We start from the raw sequence: 17,900 nt of genomic DNA on the forward strand, positions 1-17,900 counted from the left end.
ATGAAGGTATTAGGTGGGGAGTCTCATTGTCAAAACAAATACTCAAGTAAAAAAGGTAAAAAAACGAAAAGTAGCCCTATGATCAAATAAAACATAAACTGATCTTGAATACGTCTTTGCTCTTCTTCTTTTGAACGTAGCATGTAAAATGCAATAAAAAGAAAGACGATTCCAATTGTGATGCTTAAAACTTGTACATATAAAGGTACTGACGTAAAATAAGATGAAGTGGTTTGTGCAACATTTTCTTTTATTGGACTCACCTCAACTGTAGCAGCATATAAATTCATTGTTTTTGACATAAGATTATTAATACCTGCCTTATTGGTCCATATTTCAAGTATAAACAAAATCCCATAAATCGTAATTTTTTGTTGATATATACTCAAATTGCATTTAAAATGCCCACATTAGGTTTGTTTTATACTTTAAATATGATGAAAATTTATCTAGTAGGTGGCGCAGTACGTGATCAATTACTCGGTCATCACCCTAAAGATAACGATTGGGTTGTGGTAGGCACATCTCAGGAGGGTATGCTAAAACTAGGTTATAAGCCAATACCAAGTAACGCAAAAAATTTTCCTGTATTCTTACATCCTGAAACCAAAGAAGAGCATGCTCTTGCTCGATGCGAAAAGCGAATAGGTCCCGGGCATGCAGGTTTTGAGTTTGACGTTTCTCCTTCAATCACTTTAAACGATGATTTAAGGCGGCGAGACTTGACAATTAATGCCATGGCTCGACCACTTGAAGATGGAGCTTTGGGCGAGTTGATTGACCCTTATAATGGCAAAGCCGATTTAGAAAACCATATATTACGGCATGTATCTGCTGCATTTGTTGAAGATCCACTCCGACTAATTCGCACAGCACGTTTTGCTGCGAGCTTAGGTTTTCAAGTAGCTCCTGAAACGATGATACTCATGAAGCAGATGGTTGTTGAGGGAAAAATCAGTGAACTAAGTATGGAGCAGATCTGGAGGGAGTTGGAGCGTGCACTCATGGGCTCACATCCGAAAAAATTTTTTGATGTACTTAAAAAATGCGGGGCAGATGGTATTTTATTTCCCCTTATAAAAATACCAGGTGCTGGCATCAATGCATTACAACAATCTGCTGCTTATAAAGATTCTGCTTATGTACGTTTTGCTGTATTGATGCATGACTTAACTCAAGCGGATGTAATCAATTTCTGCAAACAATTTAATGTATCAAATCAGTACCGTAATTTGGCGTTATTGGTTAATCAAAATTTAGCAAAATTTCGACGTGTCCCAGAACTGGACGCGGAAGGACTTCTGGATTTATTGGTAAATATGGGGGCTTTCTATAGTAAAGAACGGTTCAACGAGTGCTTACATATTTTTGAGCTATGTACAGAAGAACCGACTTATGTAGCGCAAGTACGTAATGCCTTCCAAGCTGCTAAATCCATTAATACTAAAGAATTCGCCTCGAGATATGTTGGACATGAAATTACGAGTCAAATTAAGGCAGCACGTCTTGAAGCAATCCAACAATGTCTTAATAGCGTAACATCCAGCGCTACATATTACGTATCTTAAAAACTAGAATTGATAAAGCAAACCACGAACATCCTAACTATCTGTTATGTGGTTGTTGCTTCTTTTCATGCTGGGCACTGTATAAAAATAAAAGAATGAACATAGGAATCAACATCAAATACACTCGTGATTCTTTTATCATCGCAAATGTAATAATGCTTAAAATAATTACCACATAGATCATAAAAAGTTCTTTCTGGTTTTGATTGAATTTTCGATAAATTAAGGACAGCAAACCGAGAGTTATCGCAATAAAAAACCATCCTTTATTTAAGGTTAAGTTTAAGGTCAAGTTTTCTTTAAGCACTATAAAATTTCCTAGCATCTCATGTTGTAAATCAGGTGTTCCATCGGGCTTGCTTTGGAAAAGTAATGTTCTTACTATTTTAGTTTCGGCGATTCCCAGTACTATTAACCCTAAGCCTATAGTGACGTCGTTAATGGAGCTAATTGTTATTTTTGGTGCATTGTTTAAGTTAATGCCCCTAATGATAAAATAAAATGCAATAAAGAGGGCGCTTTCTCTATTGAGCAATGCAATGAAAAATAATAAAACAATCCAGACATCGCGCGATTGTGTGAGGATCATATTCGCAAATAAGGTAAAGAAAATGATATCCATGCTATCCCATGGATAGTACCAGTAATCTTGGAAAATTAGGAATAACACACAATAACGCAACATAAATATTCTTACTCTCCGCTCTTCTAGCTTCAGAGTCGTTTTAGCTATTGATTGTAACAATAGATTTTCGATCAGGAATGTAGTGAAAAAATATGTCTTTAATGCGGTAGAGTAAGTTAATCCCAGTTTGGACATTGCCAAAACTATATAAGGGCCCAAAATCCGATTTTGATATGCTATCCAATGTGGTTTTCCTTCAATAACACCATAAGCGGCTTTCACCAATAAATCAAAATTCCTTTGATGACCAATCATAAAAATAAAAAAAGTAACGATCGTTATTATGATAGTAAACTTATATTGCTTTAAGCCATTTACATGCAATAAAGAGGGCATAGAGGTTCTCTAAGGAGAGTATCCAAATAGGGAACAAGCATTATATCAGTTGATTATATTAAATAAATGATTTACTACTTACGAACACTTCGGGGCTTATCATGGCATACATTCTAGACGAGTCTTTGAGAAAAATCGGGGGCAATGACACTCTCATCATTACAGACAGCTTCCATCCTAGTCTTTATTTCCTTTTCCCAGTCTATTGGATTTGCGCCGTGGATGCCAAAAACTTTTCTTAAACCTTCATCTTGAGATATTAGATTAACTAAATTTTCAGCTGATGTGGTTGATGTAGAATAAGATTTGAAAAGATTGGTTCTTGTCATACATACAGTTTTAAACAAGAGACTAATTGCTTCTTCTAATTTTTGTTCATCACCTCTCAGATAATGAACGTTTATTTTCATTAAACTTTGTTTAATATAATGCTCTTTTGTTTCTCTATGCTTCGTTGTATCCACACTTGTTAAATCCAGTTGGATATTAGCTGGCATGAGCTCAGGGTTTTGTTGCAAGATAGCGCGCACTTCATTTTCCGACAAATTTGCATAGGGACCTTCTGAGCCTTTGCTCATTAATACTCTTTGCTCAAATAAGGAAATATTAGCGATCGGGGCGTGGACAAATTGATCTTTTTGTTGTGCATATGCCGCCATCACTTTTTCCCATCCCTGTTGATATCTATCTTCGAATTGCGGGTCTAATTTCATTTGTTGCTGGTAAAATTGATGAAAGTTAGGTGGGGCAGCAATAGCGGCTGGGGTTGGAGGTGATACCTGATAACCTGGGATTAGATCAAGTGCGTACTGTGCTGGTCCAAGCACCTCATGCAAACTATGTAGCCCTCCACTTACCATATAGGCAGACACAGCGGCTAAGTAATTTTGTTTTGCATCAACACGTGTAAAATTTCCATAGTTTTCCATAATGCCCATAAACAAACTGGTCATACCTGATGGTCCTGCTGCATAGACAGCATCATTTTCAAACAAGTCCCTAGCAAATGGAGCATCTAAATTTACCCCTTGATACTTCGAATCAGGTGTCCAACTGGAGCGATCTACATCCAAACCTTCTTGATTTTGCCCAAGCAACATGACGCCCATTTGGCTGGAAAATGTCTGTGGCAATGGTCCTTCTCGCCCTCTTGAAGGATCGGCAGTAAATAATTGGGAGCCATATATTTTGTGGTCAGAAATAAATTTCAATTTCATCATATCAAAATTATCAAAAAAGGCCTTAGGATTATTCCTATATTCTCCATCATTGTATTCTTTAATTAATTCGAGCATTTTCCCTGTAGGCTCATTTCTATTAGGCGGTAAAATGGATTCAGGGAGCATTCGCATATACTTTTGCGCAAATAGAAAGTGGATGAACATGATTTGATTTAAGTTTTTAGGGTCATTTCCTTGTAAAATTTCTTTAACTCGATCAATGGTAATTTCTTCTGGTTGAGAGCCGAAACCCGTCTGCTCTTGTCCGCTGGTTAGTTTTTGGGCAAATTCTTCCAGAATATCACTAAAACCCTGTTCTTCAAGTTGCTTAAAAACGTTCAGTATGGCTTGAGATACATGGCCAACGGACACCATCATCTTATCTGTAGGGCTTTTGAGTAAGGCGATTTGCATTTCAGATTCAAAACGTCTGGCTAATGGGTTTTCGTATTTTTCTCGTGGTGTTTGCTCATAAGTACTATGCTCAATGGCTGAGGCTATGTTGCAAAGTAGCGCTTGTTGTTCTCCATTTTCAAGTTTTGCTGCTAGAGAGGTTAAAATATGCACCGCTTTCTTAGGATTTTGCTCATGATTTTCAATTAGAATTTTCATTTCTTTAATTGCTTGCTTGATATGTGCATTGTCTGTTGTTTTTGCAAGCTCTATTAAGTTGTGCAAAGCAAAAAAGTAGGCTTCTGTTTTTGATTTAAAGGGGGCGTCTTCAACTTTGATATCACGTGCCATGATGGCCTGTAATGCATCTTTTGCCTGCTGTATATTGAGACGGCGATCTGCATCAGGTTCTGTTAAGCCTTGAATCAGTTCTTGAAATTTTTTTCCCTTGGGTGATTGAAATACTTCTGCATCAAATTTCATGAACGTAGGATGATCTTTTGATTCTCGGGGAAATTCACTCAGCTCCGTGCCAGTAATATAACAATATAAGCTTAGCCCCATAAGATAGGAATGTTCTTTTTCTGCAGAAAACGGCTCCACACCTTCAAATTGTGGGGATTGGAATCCTGGCGTATAGAGTATGTAGTTGTCTTCATTTTGTATCTTATTAGGGTCGACGAGTCCATTTTCAGTATTTAAGAAGGATTTCGTATCAGCAATAAACACTTGATCAAATTCATTAACTAAAAAATTCGTAGGTTTTGCATCTGGAAAAAATTTATGATTTGCTTGAAACCTTAAAAAAATATCGGTCATTTGGCCATAAATGTTGGCCGCATTTAAAAATTGAGTTTCTCTTAACTGAGCAAGTATTCTTTGTTTCTCTTCAAGTGAAACCTCATGGTTATCCGTAAACTCAGCATATAATTTTTGTAATTCGTCCTGTTCAGTAGCTTCAATCCCACCAGCAAGATCTTTCGCAATCAGTGCAATTTTTGCATGCATTTTCAAACCATGAGATAATACATCGCCCTTAGGGCAAAACTCAGTCACTTCGAGACTACAAATATAACCACCATGTTTTCCCTGTATCGCTTGCTGAGATGCATATACCTCTGTAATACTATCTTTTACGTCGGTTAATTTAATATGCTCATACGCTTTTCTGGAGTTTCCCTTATGGGGCGTAATTTTTAAAACTTGCCGCTGACCGGTTTCCATATCGGTAAGTAAATAGTTTTTTGCATTTTCACCACCTAAAAATTTTATATTATATTTTTCTAGTCCAGGGATTACGCTGTCAAATTCATCATGAAATACTTCGGCGTTAAACTCTGCTGGTGTAGAAAGAATATCTGTAATTTTTTGTAGGTTTTCATAGCTGAGGTTGTCTATGTTTTGTGCCAAACTTGCAGCTTGAGAAGGATAAACTTTAGAACGTAATTGAGGATTATTTTCTACTATAGTAAATAACCGATTGTTTATTTTCGCAATTAAATTATTTAATGTTGCTCTATCTTCGATAGAAATCGTTTCCGAGGCGATCAACTCACGAAGAGATTGTTTTAAAGTAGTCAGTTGATAATAATTTTTTTCGCTATCTTCACCAATGATTCTCGAATTAATTTCTTTCAATAAACGAGTGGCTTTTGCAATGGCGGGTGATGTTTGGGCGCCGAAAATTCGCCCAAAAAATTCTGGCTTAGTTTCTTTTTCAAATAACAATGCAGAAGGAATGCTTTCATTCGTTTTACACTGTTCTATATCCCATTGATTCATTTGTCTTGTGCTAAAACCGGGACACCCTAAATCACTAAGTTCTTTCTGAATTTTTTGGGATAAATCCTGATAAAATGGAACATAACGGAAGGAGCCTGCTATGGCTAAAGTAGCGATGTCGCGTCCAATATTCGCATCCATCTTGAGTAGTTGTTGGTGCACCTGTAGTAATGCCTCTGCAGTAGGGACTGTATTATATATATCGATTAAACGATTTAATTTTTCTATATCCCTATTAATATTATCTATATAAGTGTCATCATCATATTCTTTTATAAATAGTTTGGCTTTCTCTAACATAGGGCACCTATAAAGTGTAATTAGGCGGTTGAGTTCATGACAGCGCGAGCAAATTTATTATCAAGATAGTCTTGTAATGATTTACCCATGTTGTCCGTGAGCTCTGGTTGGGCACCAGCTTCGCGGAGCTCATTAACTAATGCTTGAACTCTATCAAGGTTTGGCGCATCGTCTGCTGTCTCGTGTAACAGATTCATTAGGGCTGTTCGTCCATATTTATCTTGTTGATTTACATCGATTCCTGCAACATTAGAAATTAACCACTTAACCAACTCGATATCTAACGACATCAATGCATAATGAAGTACATCTTTTCCATGCTGGTCCTGTAGTTTTGCATTAGCGCCTTTTTGAATGAGTAGCTTCACCTTATTCATGTGTCCTTGTTCTGCTGCTAACATTAAAGGTGTTTTTAAATTAAGATCTTGGGAATCAAGATATGGAGCTCTTGCAAAGCTTTCCAGGGTAGAGTCGCTACTGTACATCGCAGCGTAATGGATAGGTAAACGACCATTTTTATCGGGTATCGCTAATAACGCCTCTTCTTTGATTAGTACATTAATACTATCAATTTGGTTATTTAAAATCGCTGAATGCAATGGCGTATGAGTAGCAGAGTTTTTCTTCTTCAGCAGTTTTGGTTGATTCTGGAGAATGTCTTCAAGAATCGTAGCAAATCCATTTTCTGCCGCAACATGTGCTAATGTATCATCACTGTCATCAGTTACAGTGATGTTTCTTGGATTATTAGCCATTAAATCATAAAATATAGCTTGTTTTCTTTCTATGAAAGAAGACCTGTCTTTAGCTAAAATGGTTGGCGGTATGCTCAGTGCTAAATGAGCTGGAGATTGTTGCAATCGAGTCATTAAGTTAGATTTTGCGCCGTGTCCGAGTAAAACTTTTGCTGTAAAATGATGTCCGTAAAGTGCAGCAAGATGTAAGGGGGTTAATTGACTACTCGTTGTCAGATTAACGGCACTTTTATCTTTTTCTAAAGTTTTATACAAGTAAATATCATATCCCTTCTTGCTTGCGTACTGTATTGCATTCATACCGCCTAAACGATTGAGTTTTTCAGAACATTGAGTGACTGGAATGTCGTCGACTGTATCAAGAAAATGTGAAATTTCTTGTTTGAGAGTTGTTAGCTTTTTATCTGTTGTAACAGAACTATCATAAAGAGGCTGTTTACTAACATTCTGTAGATACCATAGCTCTAATTTGCTTACGTCATGCTGATCAGAAATTTTAGGATTTAATGATAAAGTTTTAAGTAGTTCATCCCATTTTGCCACAGTATTCTCCGATAAATTTTAAATTGGTTATGTTATAAAAATGATAGGTTTTAATGTTATTTATTTACCATGCTTTTTTATAAGTATAATTCAATTCAATCAATTTGATTTTTTTTAAAGCGAAATTGTTTTGTGATGGTTGGTGCGCCTGAGCTATATAGGGTTACGGAATAGCAAAATAAGATGTAATTAGATAAAAACAGGTGTAACTAGAAGAGGAAGCCTGTCGTTATCAGCAATGCCTTTTATTAGGAACAACAAGAAAATACGTGTTTTAATTTTTCTATTAATGATTCATCTTTGGGGGCGGGGTAATTTTGAACGGGCATCAGCTCAGGATATTTTTCAAACATCCAACGCATTGTCGCATCCCAAGCATGATTAATATTTTTTGATACCGTTTCATCGTTTCGAAATAAGTTAAAGAAATCATTATAGTTTCCTGCATGAGAGCCATAAGCTTTATAGAAATTGAGTAAGCCTAAGCGTTCATGAAAAACTGTGAGTACTTCATGAATACTATGTAGGCCTCCACCTACAATAAATGACATAATCGCTAAAATATAATGGTGATGTTCTTCTAGGCTTTTAAATTGTCCCATAAATAACATACTGGCACTTAACAATGATGTCATCCCAGAAGGGCCGGCAACATAAGGAATACCACAGCGAATCAGCGCTTGTGTATACTCTGAATCAAGATCTGCTTCCTGACAAATACAATCAGGACTCCATGTCGTTTCAAATAATGGAAAGTTTTCTCGATCTTTTGAGTCAACACAAATACCTAATCTTTGGGAGCTATAAGATTTAAACTCGCCTCTGCCTCTGTCGAAGTATAAAGGGAACGAAGAATAACCCCAGAAAAAAGAACCAATATCAGTCTCTTTATTTTCTAAAGTAAACTGTTTCAGACTTCCTTTATAGTCAAAATTCTTAACGTGATTTTGGATTTCTAGGCTTGGCTCAAAATGACAATAAACATCACGCATCAACATAAAATGAATTAACATTATTCTGGCAAAATTCCGTTGTTCTTTAAGTGTTGCCATAACTTCTTTTATATTGGGAGTAGTTGAATAACGCCCAAAAGCCAAAGGAAGGTTTGGTTTATGCGGATCATTTAGCTCAGGACCTAAATGTTCGAGAAAAGTCTTAAAGAGTTCCTCATCATAGTTTAACTCTATAAATCGAATGATATTGTTACTTACTGTATTGATGCAATCCCATGTTGCTTTGCTGGGATTTTGTAACATTATTGTTGCAATGTTGGATTCAAAAATACGTGCTACTTGACACTCAAGATCTTTCGCACTGACTTTCGTTTTTTTAAAGTAACTTTGAAAAGCAGAATCTTGGATTGTTTCAAGCACATGGCTAATAAAAAATTTAAGCGGTTCTGAAATGTTTGATCGTTGTTTTAAATGATGTTTTAAAGTGAATGCTAGAGTTACAAAAGATTGCTCATGGTTAAGGAACAAATTTTTAAGATCAGGAAGTATTGAGCGAATAAACAGCTTATCTTGGGCGGTTTCTGCTTTATAACGAGATAGCTTTGTTATTAATAAAGCATACACATTAAGTGGTTCTTTGCCAGATAACTGACATACTTCTTGAAAAAAATTGCGCATAAATTTCAAAATGTAATAAAGTGCTCAAAAATCATATTATAACTCACATTTTAAAATATGCGGAGCTCTAATAATCGGTCACATTGATATGGCTACCGCCATCTACAAACATAATATCACCAGTAATATAATCAGCCTCAGCCAAGTATAAAACGGCACCAGCAACATCTTCAGGTCTGTTGTTTCATGTTTCATAGATACTGAATACTATAGCGGACGCTAAGATGATGGAAAAATAATTGATAAAAGCACTAAATAGGAAAGTCAATGGAAGTGAAAAAAAGTAAATTAATTTTGATTACTGGGGGACGAGGGGGCCTTGGTAAAGCATTGGCCGAACAGCTTATCAAGGAGAATGCCACAGTTATCGTTACCTCAAGACACGCAACATTCCAAGAAAATATGACCCTGGTTCCGGGGGATATTCACCTACAACAATTGGATGTAACGCAGGAACACTCTGTACAGCGTCTATTTTCTTGGCTGAATTCGTTGAAGAACCCACTCGATGTGTTGGTTAATAATGCAGGCCTTGGTACGTTCAATTCTGTTGAAAATACATCAACTGATGAATGGGATTTAATCATTAAAACCAATTTAACGGGTGCCTTTTTATGTGCGAGAGAAGCCTACCGTATTATGAAAGAAAATGGCGGTGGTCGCATCATTAACATAGGCTCTATCGCCAATAAAGTAGGACTAAATAATAATCTGGCTTATGGTGCTTCTAAATGGGGGCTAAAAGGCTTGTCTACAAATCTAAGTGAAGAAGGAAAGCCTTATCATATACGTGTCACGCACGTTACTTTAGGCGCAACATATACTGAAATTTGGAATGATCGACCTGGGTTTTCAATAAGCGATATGTTGGACCCTGCGCTTGTTGCGCGATGCTTATCCCATCTGATGTTGTTACCTTTAGAAATCGCTGTTAATGAGATTGAAATATTGCCAGAAAAAGGAATTTTATAATGAAACAATCTAATAAACGGCGCATTGCATTAATTACTGGTGCGGGTGCTGGTATTGGGGCGGCTATTGCAGAAAAAATTATAGAAGCAGTAGATCATTTAATTTTATTCGATCTTATTCTCGAGCCCATCTCGTTGCTTGCGCAAAAACTACAAAAAAAACATAATAAAATCATTCAAGTTTATCAATGTGATGTAGGTGATGGTGTACGCGTAGAACAGATTTTAAACCAGATAAAAGAAACAGGGAACCTCCCCAATATCGTCGTCAATAATGCGGGTTTTGGTGGCTCATTTCATACCCTTGATCAAGTGAGCGATGCCGAGTGGGATAGGGTAATTAATACCAATCTGAGAAGTATTTTTTATTTTGCCAGATACTTACTGCCTGAAATGAAAAAGCAATCATATGGCAAAATAGTGAATATTGCGTCGATACAAGGTTTATTAGGCGCATCCTTATCCTCTACATATGTTGCAAGCAAGCATGGGGTTATTGGTTATACCAAAGCCATTGCAGCGGAATGGGGCGAATATGGTATTAGCTGTAATGCAATTTGTCCCGGATATGTGGACACTCGGATGGGCGTACAAGATGCTGTGATTACTAACCACATGGAAAAAGTAATTCATTTAACCCCAGCAAAACGGATTGCCACCCCTCAGGAAATAGCTGAACTTGCAAATTATTTAATAAGCGATCACGCCGCATTTATTAATGGAGCAAGCATTACTATCGATGGTGGCTTGAGTTGTCATGTGGGTGTTTCATGACGGTATAAGTGCTCTATCAAGTAGCCTGGTTGCTTGCAATCAGGCTCAATAAAACACCCGCTAAATAAAAAATGGCATTTACTTTACAAAAGAGACTATCTTCTAAAGCAATAGCATCGGAAATATCTTTTTTCGCGGTCTCCCTAGGTAGCCCATATTTTTTTGCTGCGTCTCACTTTCATAGGAGTTAATCGTACTTAAATGATGGCGAGAAAGTATTTGGATTTCAGAGGCTACTTCTAAATACCATCTCCTGGTATCGCAAAAATAAACAGGTTGTTCGTTATTTAATCTATACTAATATTAATTTCCTTCTAAATTATTAAGCATCATGTATCAAAAGCTAAGATTTTTTCGTACAGGAGATTCCGTAATCTCTGAAAATAATCTAAAACGATTTTTTGATAATTTCCCAGAAAAAGAATTTTGGCGGTTTTTTGTAGAGCGCGTGCGATATGATTATCGGCAAGAATTATATCGCAAATTGTATGCGAAAATGAACGCTGTACCTGAGGAACAGGCAAAAAAGATCCCGGTTTCTGAAATTCAAGAGATGGTAAAAGACGTTACCATAGGCCATGTATATATGCTTGCAGAACGATTGAGCGACCAGGAAGTTTTAAAGGGACTAGACGATTTATTTCATGTCACCGATCGAAAAGATGAGCACATTACTTCGCTGTTTAACAAACACCAAGGCTGGCTAGGATTTGAGGATAATGAGCCAGGTTATTTACTCAATGTAACCAATGGGTTTTGTCTGATTGTTGAGCATCTATTGTCTGAGCAACCCCTTACATTGGATTTTATTAAAGAGTTACATAAAACGTGCACTCAAGGTGTGAGGAAAATGTTGACGCAAACTCCAGGCGAATTTCGTGCCAACGGAGCCTCATGGCAAATGGATCTTAAAGGGGATTCGCTAGAGGGATTAATCGAAACGATTAATTACCTAAAATCTGTAGAGGAACGCATGGGAACAGCTGGTGTTGATATTATAATAGAAAAAGATGGGAGTTATGAAAGGATTTCAAGTTTTCTTAATGAGGATACTTTTGTTTTAGCGAATAGAATATGGAGCTGCTTCAATAATGGTGCTGTCATTTATTATAATGCCAGAGAAAACAAACAGTTCGACAGCAGTCAATTTTTACATGATGTATGCACAGAGCATATTCGACAATTAGGACAGTCATTAGATAATGCCATAACAAAAGAAGACAAGCTGGCTGCTCTATTTACTTATTTAAAGCACACAGTATTGCATCATCCTTTTCAAGATGGGGTAGGTCGAACTTATTCCATGGTGTTATTGCAATACTTATTAATGCGTGAAAATTTTCTGCCCGTTTTAATTCTTAATTCGAACGCAATTCCTGGACACTCAGTAAAAGAGCTTGTAGATGAGTATTTACGAGCAGAAAAAGAAATGGAGCGAATTCTCGAGGAGCCTCACTATATTTCAAGTGATGAAATGGTAATGCCTAATGTTACTACAGAAGCGCTTTTAGCTGCCTCAACTACCGAGGATGTAGCCATTTTTGTAAAAGCTTTAACGCAGTTTCAGGAAATAAAAAGAAGCTATTTAGAGTGGTGTAGTACACAAGAAAGTCAAAGTTCTACTTTCCTCCATAACAATATGTAGATACAGAATTATTGTATGCTTTCATTAGGTAAGTTGTAGCCTGGTCGCTGTAGGCCAGGCCTACGTTTGCTAAGACGACTTAGAGCGCGTTCTATCCGATTTTTTTGCAAATGGTTTTCTATTGGATTTGTTGGATGGAGACGATGTTTTCATTTTAGCAGGGGACTGTTTTTTAGATTTTGCAGCGATATTGGTTTGGGGTACATTGTGTTTTGGTTCAAAATCTTCTATTTCAATACGGTTTAATTGACGCTGAATTAGTTTTTCTATGGCTTGCAATTGATGTATCTCATCAGCACATACTAAAGAAACGGCCAATCCGGTTGCGCCTGCGCGACCTGTTCGACCGATACGGTGGACATAATCTTCCGCTACTTGAGGTAAATCAAAATTAACCACACAAGGCAATTGATCAATATCGATTCCTCGAGCAGCAATGTCCGTAGCTACTAATATGTGCAATTCTCCTGATTTAAACTCCTCTAAAACCTTGGTACGTTGAGATTGCGATTTATTGCCATGGATGGCGGCAGCATGAATTTGTGCTTCAGCCAATTGCTTAACCAGCTTATTTGCGCCATGTTTCGTTTTTGAAAATACTAAAGTCTGGCCCCATTTATTTTTATGAATCAGATGGCTAAGTAAGGCTGCTTTTCGGCTTTTATCGACTGGATGTATTGTTTGTTGGATTTTTACTACAGTTGTATTTCGAGGTGTAACATCGATTTCAACAGGTTGATCAAAAATGGTTTTTACAAGACTGCGAACGCCATCATTAAACGTCGCAGAAAACAGTAGATTTTGCCGGTTTCTGGGTAGCCAATTAATGATTCGTTTCATGTCATGAATGAATCCCATATCCAGCATTCTATCGGCTTCATCCAAAACAAGGGTTTCAACTTGATCGAACTGAATGGCTCGTTGCTGATGCAAATCCAGTAAACGACCTGGTGTGGCAACTAATATTTCAACACCAGAACGTAGTCTTATCATTTGTGGATTAATTTTTACTCCACCGAAGACTACAGCGGAGCGTAGTGATAAATGACGTCCATATTGCAGAATACTCTCATGTACTTGGTTCGCTAATTCACGTGTTGGCGTTAGAATGAGCGCATATGTCCTATTGCTTTTGGCTCGAGGCTTTGAGCTAAGCTTTTGCAAAAGAGGTAATACAAAACTTGCAGTTTTACCTGTTCCTGTTTGTGCTGAGGCAAGAACGTCTTTACCTGATAATATCTGTGGAATCGCTTGATCTTGAATAGGAGAGGGTTCTTTATAACCTAATTCGTTAATGGATTGAAGTAATGGCTCGATTAAACCTAGGGACTTAAAACTCATGCTGTTTCCTTTATTTATTGGTATCTGCAAAGGGGAACAGGATGTTAATTTTGTTGCCCAATATGCTCTCTTTGGGGGCAATTATACCACAAGTGTTATAGACTACGTTAAAACATCATAAAATGAAATGCATTCAGGCTGACATTGTAAGTTGAAGTTGATTGATTATCTGAGCTAGTACACTCGTAATTAATGTACAATTATGGAGCATCATGGTACTATTCGCGCTTGAAAAAATTGTAACTGTTCCAAGTCGGAGGCAAATGAAAACAACTGCAATGGTACCATCCAATGCTATAAATCCTTTTGATAGTCTGCCGAATGAAATACTGCACTATTTGCTTCGTTTTAGCAATCATCAGGCCATGCTAGTATGCAAACGCTTTCTGAATGCTGATAGAGTAGCAACCAAAAATGAAGCGCGCGAGTCATTCAATGACTACCTAAGAACAAGAACGATAGACTTGGGCTCAGTAAACCCTCTAAAAATAATACATTTTATAACTGTTTTTGCGCAGAATGAATTACCTAAAATATCAGATTCAGTCGAAAAAACGGCCAGTATTGGTATCTTATTAGTACAATTGTATGAAGTGCTGTATTTCTATACCAACCATAACCAGATTAAATTTACACTGCCACGCGAACCAGACATACTAGAGAGTTCTGCATTGGCAGTTTCTTATTTTATTACTTCTAATGATGAGAGTGATTCCCTAAGGACCTCTATTAGTGAACAAGACATTGAGCAGATCAAAGACGATGTAGGTGATATGCTGGTTTTTCTTAGCGATAAAAAAAGTAAAAAAAACATCAAAACAGGTTATTTTAATGGAATTGTCACAGGCATGCTGCACGATTTCCAAACTGGCTTGAAGCATGCATTGGCTAATACATCTGGCTATAACTTACGTTTTTTTAGTTTTACCGCCACTGAAAGTAAAGAGCAAATGATTTTGCGTTTGCTGAATCAATGCGCTTCTATGCTTGAAAACCAGCTCTTTACACCTCAACCAAGCTGCACCTTATTTTAAGATTGAAACTGTAAGGATAATAGGAAGCCACATAGGAGTATTGCCCGCAGGGTCTCCCTAAAAAGCAATTTTGCTGGCGTGTTTTTGCCAAAATTTTGAAAAATTTTGGTGATTTTGATAAACATCTTGCCAGCGGACCCATCCAAAGTGATATAAATGACTCGATTTATTTTCTCTGAAATAGGGGGCTCTCAGCCAGAGTAAATCCTCTACTACAATACAAGAATTCAAAATTTACAATGACCAAGAGTCGAATCAACATAAAAACCTCCATTTCAAAAAAATTGTCTTGAGGTTAGAGTAAAAAATTCTATAAATTGAAAAGATGCTTATACGAATTAACGCGAAAGCCATTGATTGATTGCATCTTTAGTTTCATCAATTACTTCACATAACTGTTTATAAAGTGGTTCAAGAAATTTTTGATACCCGGCTTTATGATATCGTTCAAGATATTGACAGGCATGGATTAATTTAAAAGCGCCACAATAAACTAAGCCCCCCTTCATTTGGTGGGCAAGCTTTTCAATTGATTCCCATTCTCCAGAAGCATATGCCTTTTCCAGGGCCTTAATTGTCTTGGGTATTTCTTGTTCCATCATAAACTTTAAATTCTGAGTGAGTAAGGTCGCATTATTACCCATGCTTGTCAGCGCACTATCAGCATCTAATAATAGAAAGACATCTAGTTTAAATAGTTCTTCTTCTGTATCAGGCAAATCAGGACCAAGCTTTTTTGACTTATTTTTGGGAGTAGAACTGGCGGTTTGCATTGTGGTTGTAAGGTAAGTTGATTTAATTTTTTCTAGAGTTTCTAAGTTTAATGGCTTGGTAAAAGCGGCATTCATCCCTGTTTTGATGCATTTATTTTTTATTTTATTTTCATCATGACCTGTTAGTCCAATAATCGGAACGGGTATTTTGTGATGTTTTTTTTCATGCGCTCTTATTCTTTGTGTGAGCTCGAGGCCTGATAAGCCTGGAAGTCCCAGATCTGTAATAATTAAATCAAATGTTTCTGTTTTAGCCAGCTCCAGTGCTTGTTCTGCATCGTTAGCACTGCTATAGCGAAGGCCTGCTTGGTTAACTAAACTTTCAAGAGAAACCAACGCAATGTAATTGTCTTCAATAAGCAATAATTTTGGTGCATTTGAGGGGGCTTCAGAACGTAGAGGCGTGGGAGTTACTTGTAATTTTTCCTTGTTATTTAATAACATTTGATTATGGTTGTCATCGCCAATTTTTAATAAGAGATCAAAATAAAACGTCGTTCCTACACCGGGTTCACTCGTTAATAGAAGTTGTCCACCTAATAAATTTGCATAAGATTGTGCGATGTGTAAACCCAGACCATGTCCTCTATATACTCCTTTATATGAGGGGGTGCCACGGAAAAATTTATTGAATACTTTATCTTGTAGTTCATAAGGAATACCAATACCTGTGTCGGTGACACTAAAGTGTAGCAATGCGTGTGTTTTCATTTGCTTGAGGAGCATTACCTCAATCGTAATATGGCCTACCTTTGTAAATTTAATCGCATTACCAAGCAAATTTAATAAAATGCGACGTAGTTTCAGGTGATCACCGACTAAAGAAGGAGGGATGTTCTCATCTATATGAGTTTTTAAATCAATACCTTTTGTTATCGTAGAGGGGCGTACAAGTTGTAAAATTTCTTGAATGATTTGATTGAGCTCGAAAGGTTCTTCGTGTAACGCTGCTTCATTGACGTTTTCTGCCGAAACTGTGTCCAATATTACGTTTAACATATTTAGAAGTTGTTTCGCACTATCGCTTAACCATTGGGCATATTGTTTTTGATTAGGATCTTCGACTATGTCCTCTAATAATTTTGACATTCCTATAACCCCTGTTAGGGGAGATCTGATGTCATGACTCATATTGGCCAGGAATTCAGTTTTTAAACGATTTTGTTGCTCGAGTTCTTTATTTTTTCTTTGTAATTGCTCTTCGAGTTGTTTTTGTTCCGAGATATCACGTACAGCGGCTAAAGCCAACAAACCGTCCTCGGTTTCCAATGGACTTAAACTAATCGCAACGGGAAACTCATGTCCCTTTTTATGCTGTCCATATAACGCTAAGCCTGCGCCCATAGGCCTTACTCGTGGCTCAGAAAAATAATTATTACGATGATGAACATGATTGCCATGAAAGCGTTCAGGTATTAAGCATTCTATATTTTGGCCAATGAGTTCATTGGGTTTGTGCCCGAACAGTTGTTCTGTACGATTATTAACTAAGACAATTTCTCCCTCATTATTAATAACAACCAAACAATCAGGGGTGGCTTCTAAAATGGATTTAAATTTTGCTTCGACTTTTTTACGGATGCCAATGTCTCGTACAGCAGCGAGGGCAAAAGTGCCATCATCTGTTTTAAGTGGGCTTAAGCTTATTTCTACAGGAAATTCAGTGCCATTTTTTTTTATGCCAAATAACTCTAATTCTGAACCCATGGAGCGCATTTTGGGTGCTACAAAATAATGATCACGATGGTGTACATGTTTGCTGTGATAGCGTTTGGGCATTAATTGTTCCACATGTTGACCCAATAATTCAGTCCGTGCATATCCAAATAATTTTTCTGTTTGGCCGTTAATTAAAATAATTCGCCCATTATTATCAATAATAACCAAAGCATCTGGCATTGATTCTATGATGCTGGAAAGATGAAGAAAATAAGATAATTGACTGTCCATTGTCCCTCTGTATCAGTTGCACTGTTTTTTGCCGTTGAGAATAGGTGAAAGAGCTTGCTTCTAATCAAGTAATTACTAAGGAATTAGATTTTGGCAATTTGAAAAGTATAGAATATATACTTGGAAATTTGAATCATAGATTCTACTGCTATCTTGAGCAGGATTGTCTCTTATAAAGTCAGTTCTTCAATGTTGTATG

Annotated in this window: 12 protein-coding genes; 5 read left to right on the top strand and 7 right to left on the bottom strand. The window is 37.0% G+C overall.

Going from position 1 to position 17,900, the window contains the following annotated elements; all coding sequences use genetic code 11:
- Positions 1-29: 29 nt before the first annotated feature.
- On the bottom strand, positions 30-302 hold the full coding sequence (locus Lste_RS05835; RefSeq protein WP_237760436.1) for a non-structural protein NS4A: 273 nt from the start codon (positions 300-302) through the stop codon (positions 30-32).
- 99 nt (positions 303-401) lie between these two features.
- On the opposite strand from Lste_RS05835, the gene Lste_RS05840 reads away from it, so the two are divergent.
- Positions 402-1,568 carry a tRNA nucleotidyltransferase/poly(A) polymerase-related protein gene (locus Lste_RS05840; RefSeq protein WP_237760437.1) on the top strand — a complete coding sequence of 389 codons (1,167 nt, stop codon included), beginning with the start codon at positions 402-404 and terminating at the stop codon, positions 1,566-1,568.
- Positions 1,569-1,605: 37 nt separating this feature from the next.
- On the opposite strand, the gene Lste_RS05845 is transcribed toward Lste_RS05840, so the two are convergent.
- The 4 genes from Lste_RS05845 to Lste_RS05860 form a co-directional block, all read right to left on the bottom strand.
- Complete coding sequence (locus Lste_RS05845) at positions 1,606-2,589, bottom strand: hypothetical protein (protein ID WP_058510121.1); 984 nt, start codon at positions 2,587-2,589, stop codon at positions 1,606-1,608.
- A gap of 113 nt (positions 2,590-2,702) precedes the next feature.
- Positions 2,703-6,284, bottom strand: coding sequence for a hypothetical protein (locus tag Lste_RS05850; RefSeq protein ID WP_058510122.1), 3,582 nt, complete (start codon positions 6,282-6,284; stop codon positions 2,703-2,705).
- Positions 6,285-6,304: 20 nt separating this feature from the next.
- Entirely contained in the window at positions 6,305-7,582 is a 1,278-nt protein-coding gene (locus Lste_RS05855; RefSeq protein ID WP_058510123.1) for an ankyrin repeat domain-containing protein, read from the bottom strand.
- 248 nt (positions 7,583-7,830) lie between these two features.
- Positions 7,831-9,213 carry a hypothetical protein gene (locus Lste_RS05860; RefSeq protein ID WP_058510124.1) on the bottom strand — a complete coding sequence of 461 codons (1,383 nt, stop codon included), beginning with the start codon at positions 9,211-9,213 and terminating at the stop codon, positions 7,831-7,833.
- A gap of 267 nt (positions 9,214-9,480) precedes the next feature.
- On the opposite strand from Lste_RS05860, the gene Lste_RS05865 reads away from it, so the two are divergent.
- The 3 genes from Lste_RS05865 to Lste_RS05875 all read left to right on the top strand — a co-directional run bounded on the left by Lste_RS05865 (position 9,481) and on the right by Lste_RS05875 (position 12,603).
- On the top strand, positions 9,481-10,185 hold the full coding sequence (locus Lste_RS05865) for an SDR family oxidoreductase (protein ID WP_058510125.1): 705 nt from the start codon (positions 9,481-9,483) through the stop codon (positions 10,183-10,185).
- Positions 10,185-10,958 (top strand): SDR family NAD(P)-dependent oxidoreductase, encoded by a 774-nt coding sequence (locus tag Lste_RS05870; protein ID WP_058510126.1) that lies wholly within the window; start codon positions 10,185-10,187, stop codon positions 10,956-10,958. The genes Lste_RS05865 and Lste_RS05870 overlap by 1 nt, the downstream gene beginning before the upstream one ends.
- A gap of 331 nt (positions 10,959-11,289) precedes the next feature.
- On the top strand, positions 11,290-12,603 hold the full coding sequence (locus Lste_RS05875; protein WP_058510127.1) for a hypothetical protein: 1,314 nt from the start codon (positions 11,290-11,292) through the stop codon (positions 12,601-12,603).
- A 69-nt stretch (positions 12,604-12,672) separates the two neighbouring features.
- Here Lste_RS05875 and Lste_RS05880 read toward each other — a convergent pair whose 3' ends face one another.
- Positions 12,673-13,944 carry a DEAD/DEAH box helicase gene (locus Lste_RS05880; protein ID WP_058510128.1) on the bottom strand — a complete coding sequence of 424 codons (1,272 nt, stop codon included), beginning with the start codon at positions 13,942-13,944 and terminating at the stop codon, positions 12,673-12,675.
- 263 nt (positions 13,945-14,207) lie between these two features.
- On the opposite strand from Lste_RS05880, the gene Lste_RS05885 reads away from it, so the two are divergent.
- A complete protein-coding gene (locus Lste_RS05885) occupies positions 14,208-14,978 on the top strand; it encodes an F-box protein (RefSeq protein WP_237760438.1) in 771 nt (256 codons plus the stop codon).
- Between the two features lie 338 nt (positions 14,979-15,316).
- On the opposite strand, the gene Lste_RS05890 is transcribed toward Lste_RS05885, so the two are convergent.
- The gene (locus Lste_RS05890; protein ID WP_058510129.1) at positions 15,317-17,701 is read right to left on the bottom strand and encodes a PAS domain S-box protein; all 2,385 of its coding nucleotides are present in this window, start codon (positions 17,699-17,701) and stop codon (positions 15,317-15,319) included.
- Between the last annotated feature and the right edge of the window lie 199 nt (positions 17,702-17,900).

The organism is Legionella steelei (genome assembly GCF_001468005.1).
In the GTDB taxonomy this organism is placed as follows: Bacteria; Pseudomonadota; Gammaproteobacteria; order Legionellales; family Legionellaceae; genus Legionella; species Legionella steelei.

What these genes read in the sequence shown, in the direction of transcription:
- Lste_RS05835 (WP_237760436.1), bottom strand. Translation starts at nt 302, where the DNA reads ATGTCAAAAACAATGAATTTATATGCTGCTACAGTTGAGGTGAGTCCA.
- Lste_RS05885 (WP_237760438.1), top strand. Translation starts at nt 14,208, where the DNA reads ATGAAAACAACTGCAATGGTACCATCCAATGCTATAAATCCTTTTGAT.
- Lste_RS05860 (WP_058510124.1), bottom strand. Translation starts at nt 9,213, where the DNA reads ATGCGCAATTTTTTTCAAGAAGTATGTCAGTTATCTGGCAAAGAACCA.
- Lste_RS05890 (WP_058510129.1), bottom strand. Translation starts at nt 17,701, where the DNA reads ATGGACAGTCAATTATCTTATTTTCTTCATCTTTCCAGCATCATAGAA.
- Lste_RS05850 (WP_058510122.1), bottom strand. Translation starts at nt 6,284, where the DNA reads ATGTTAGAGAAAGCCAAACTATTTATAAAAGAATATGATGATGACACT.
- Lste_RS05870 (WP_058510126.1), top strand. Translation starts at nt 10,185, where the DNA reads ATGAAACAATCTAATAAACGGCGCATTGCATTAATTACTGGTGCGGGT.
- Lste_RS05840 (WP_237760437.1), top strand. Translation starts at nt 402, where the DNA reads ATGCCCACATTAGGTTTGTTTTATACTTTAAATATGATGAAAATTTAT.
- Lste_RS05880 (WP_058510128.1), bottom strand. Translation starts at nt 13,944, where the DNA reads ATGAGTTTTAAGTCCCTAGGTTTAATCGAGCCATTACTTCAATCCATT.
- Lste_RS05875 (WP_058510127.1), top strand. Translation starts at nt 11,290, where the DNA reads ATGTATCAAAAGCTAAGATTTTTTCGTACAGGAGATTCCGTAATCTCT.
- Lste_RS05865 (WP_058510125.1), top strand. Translation starts at nt 9,481, where the DNA reads ATGGAAGTGAAAAAAAGTAAATTAATTTTGATTACTGGGGGACGAGGG.
- Lste_RS05845 (WP_058510121.1), bottom strand. Translation starts at nt 2,589, where the DNA reads ATGCCCTCTTTATTGCATGTAAATGGCTTAAAGCAATATAAGTTTACT.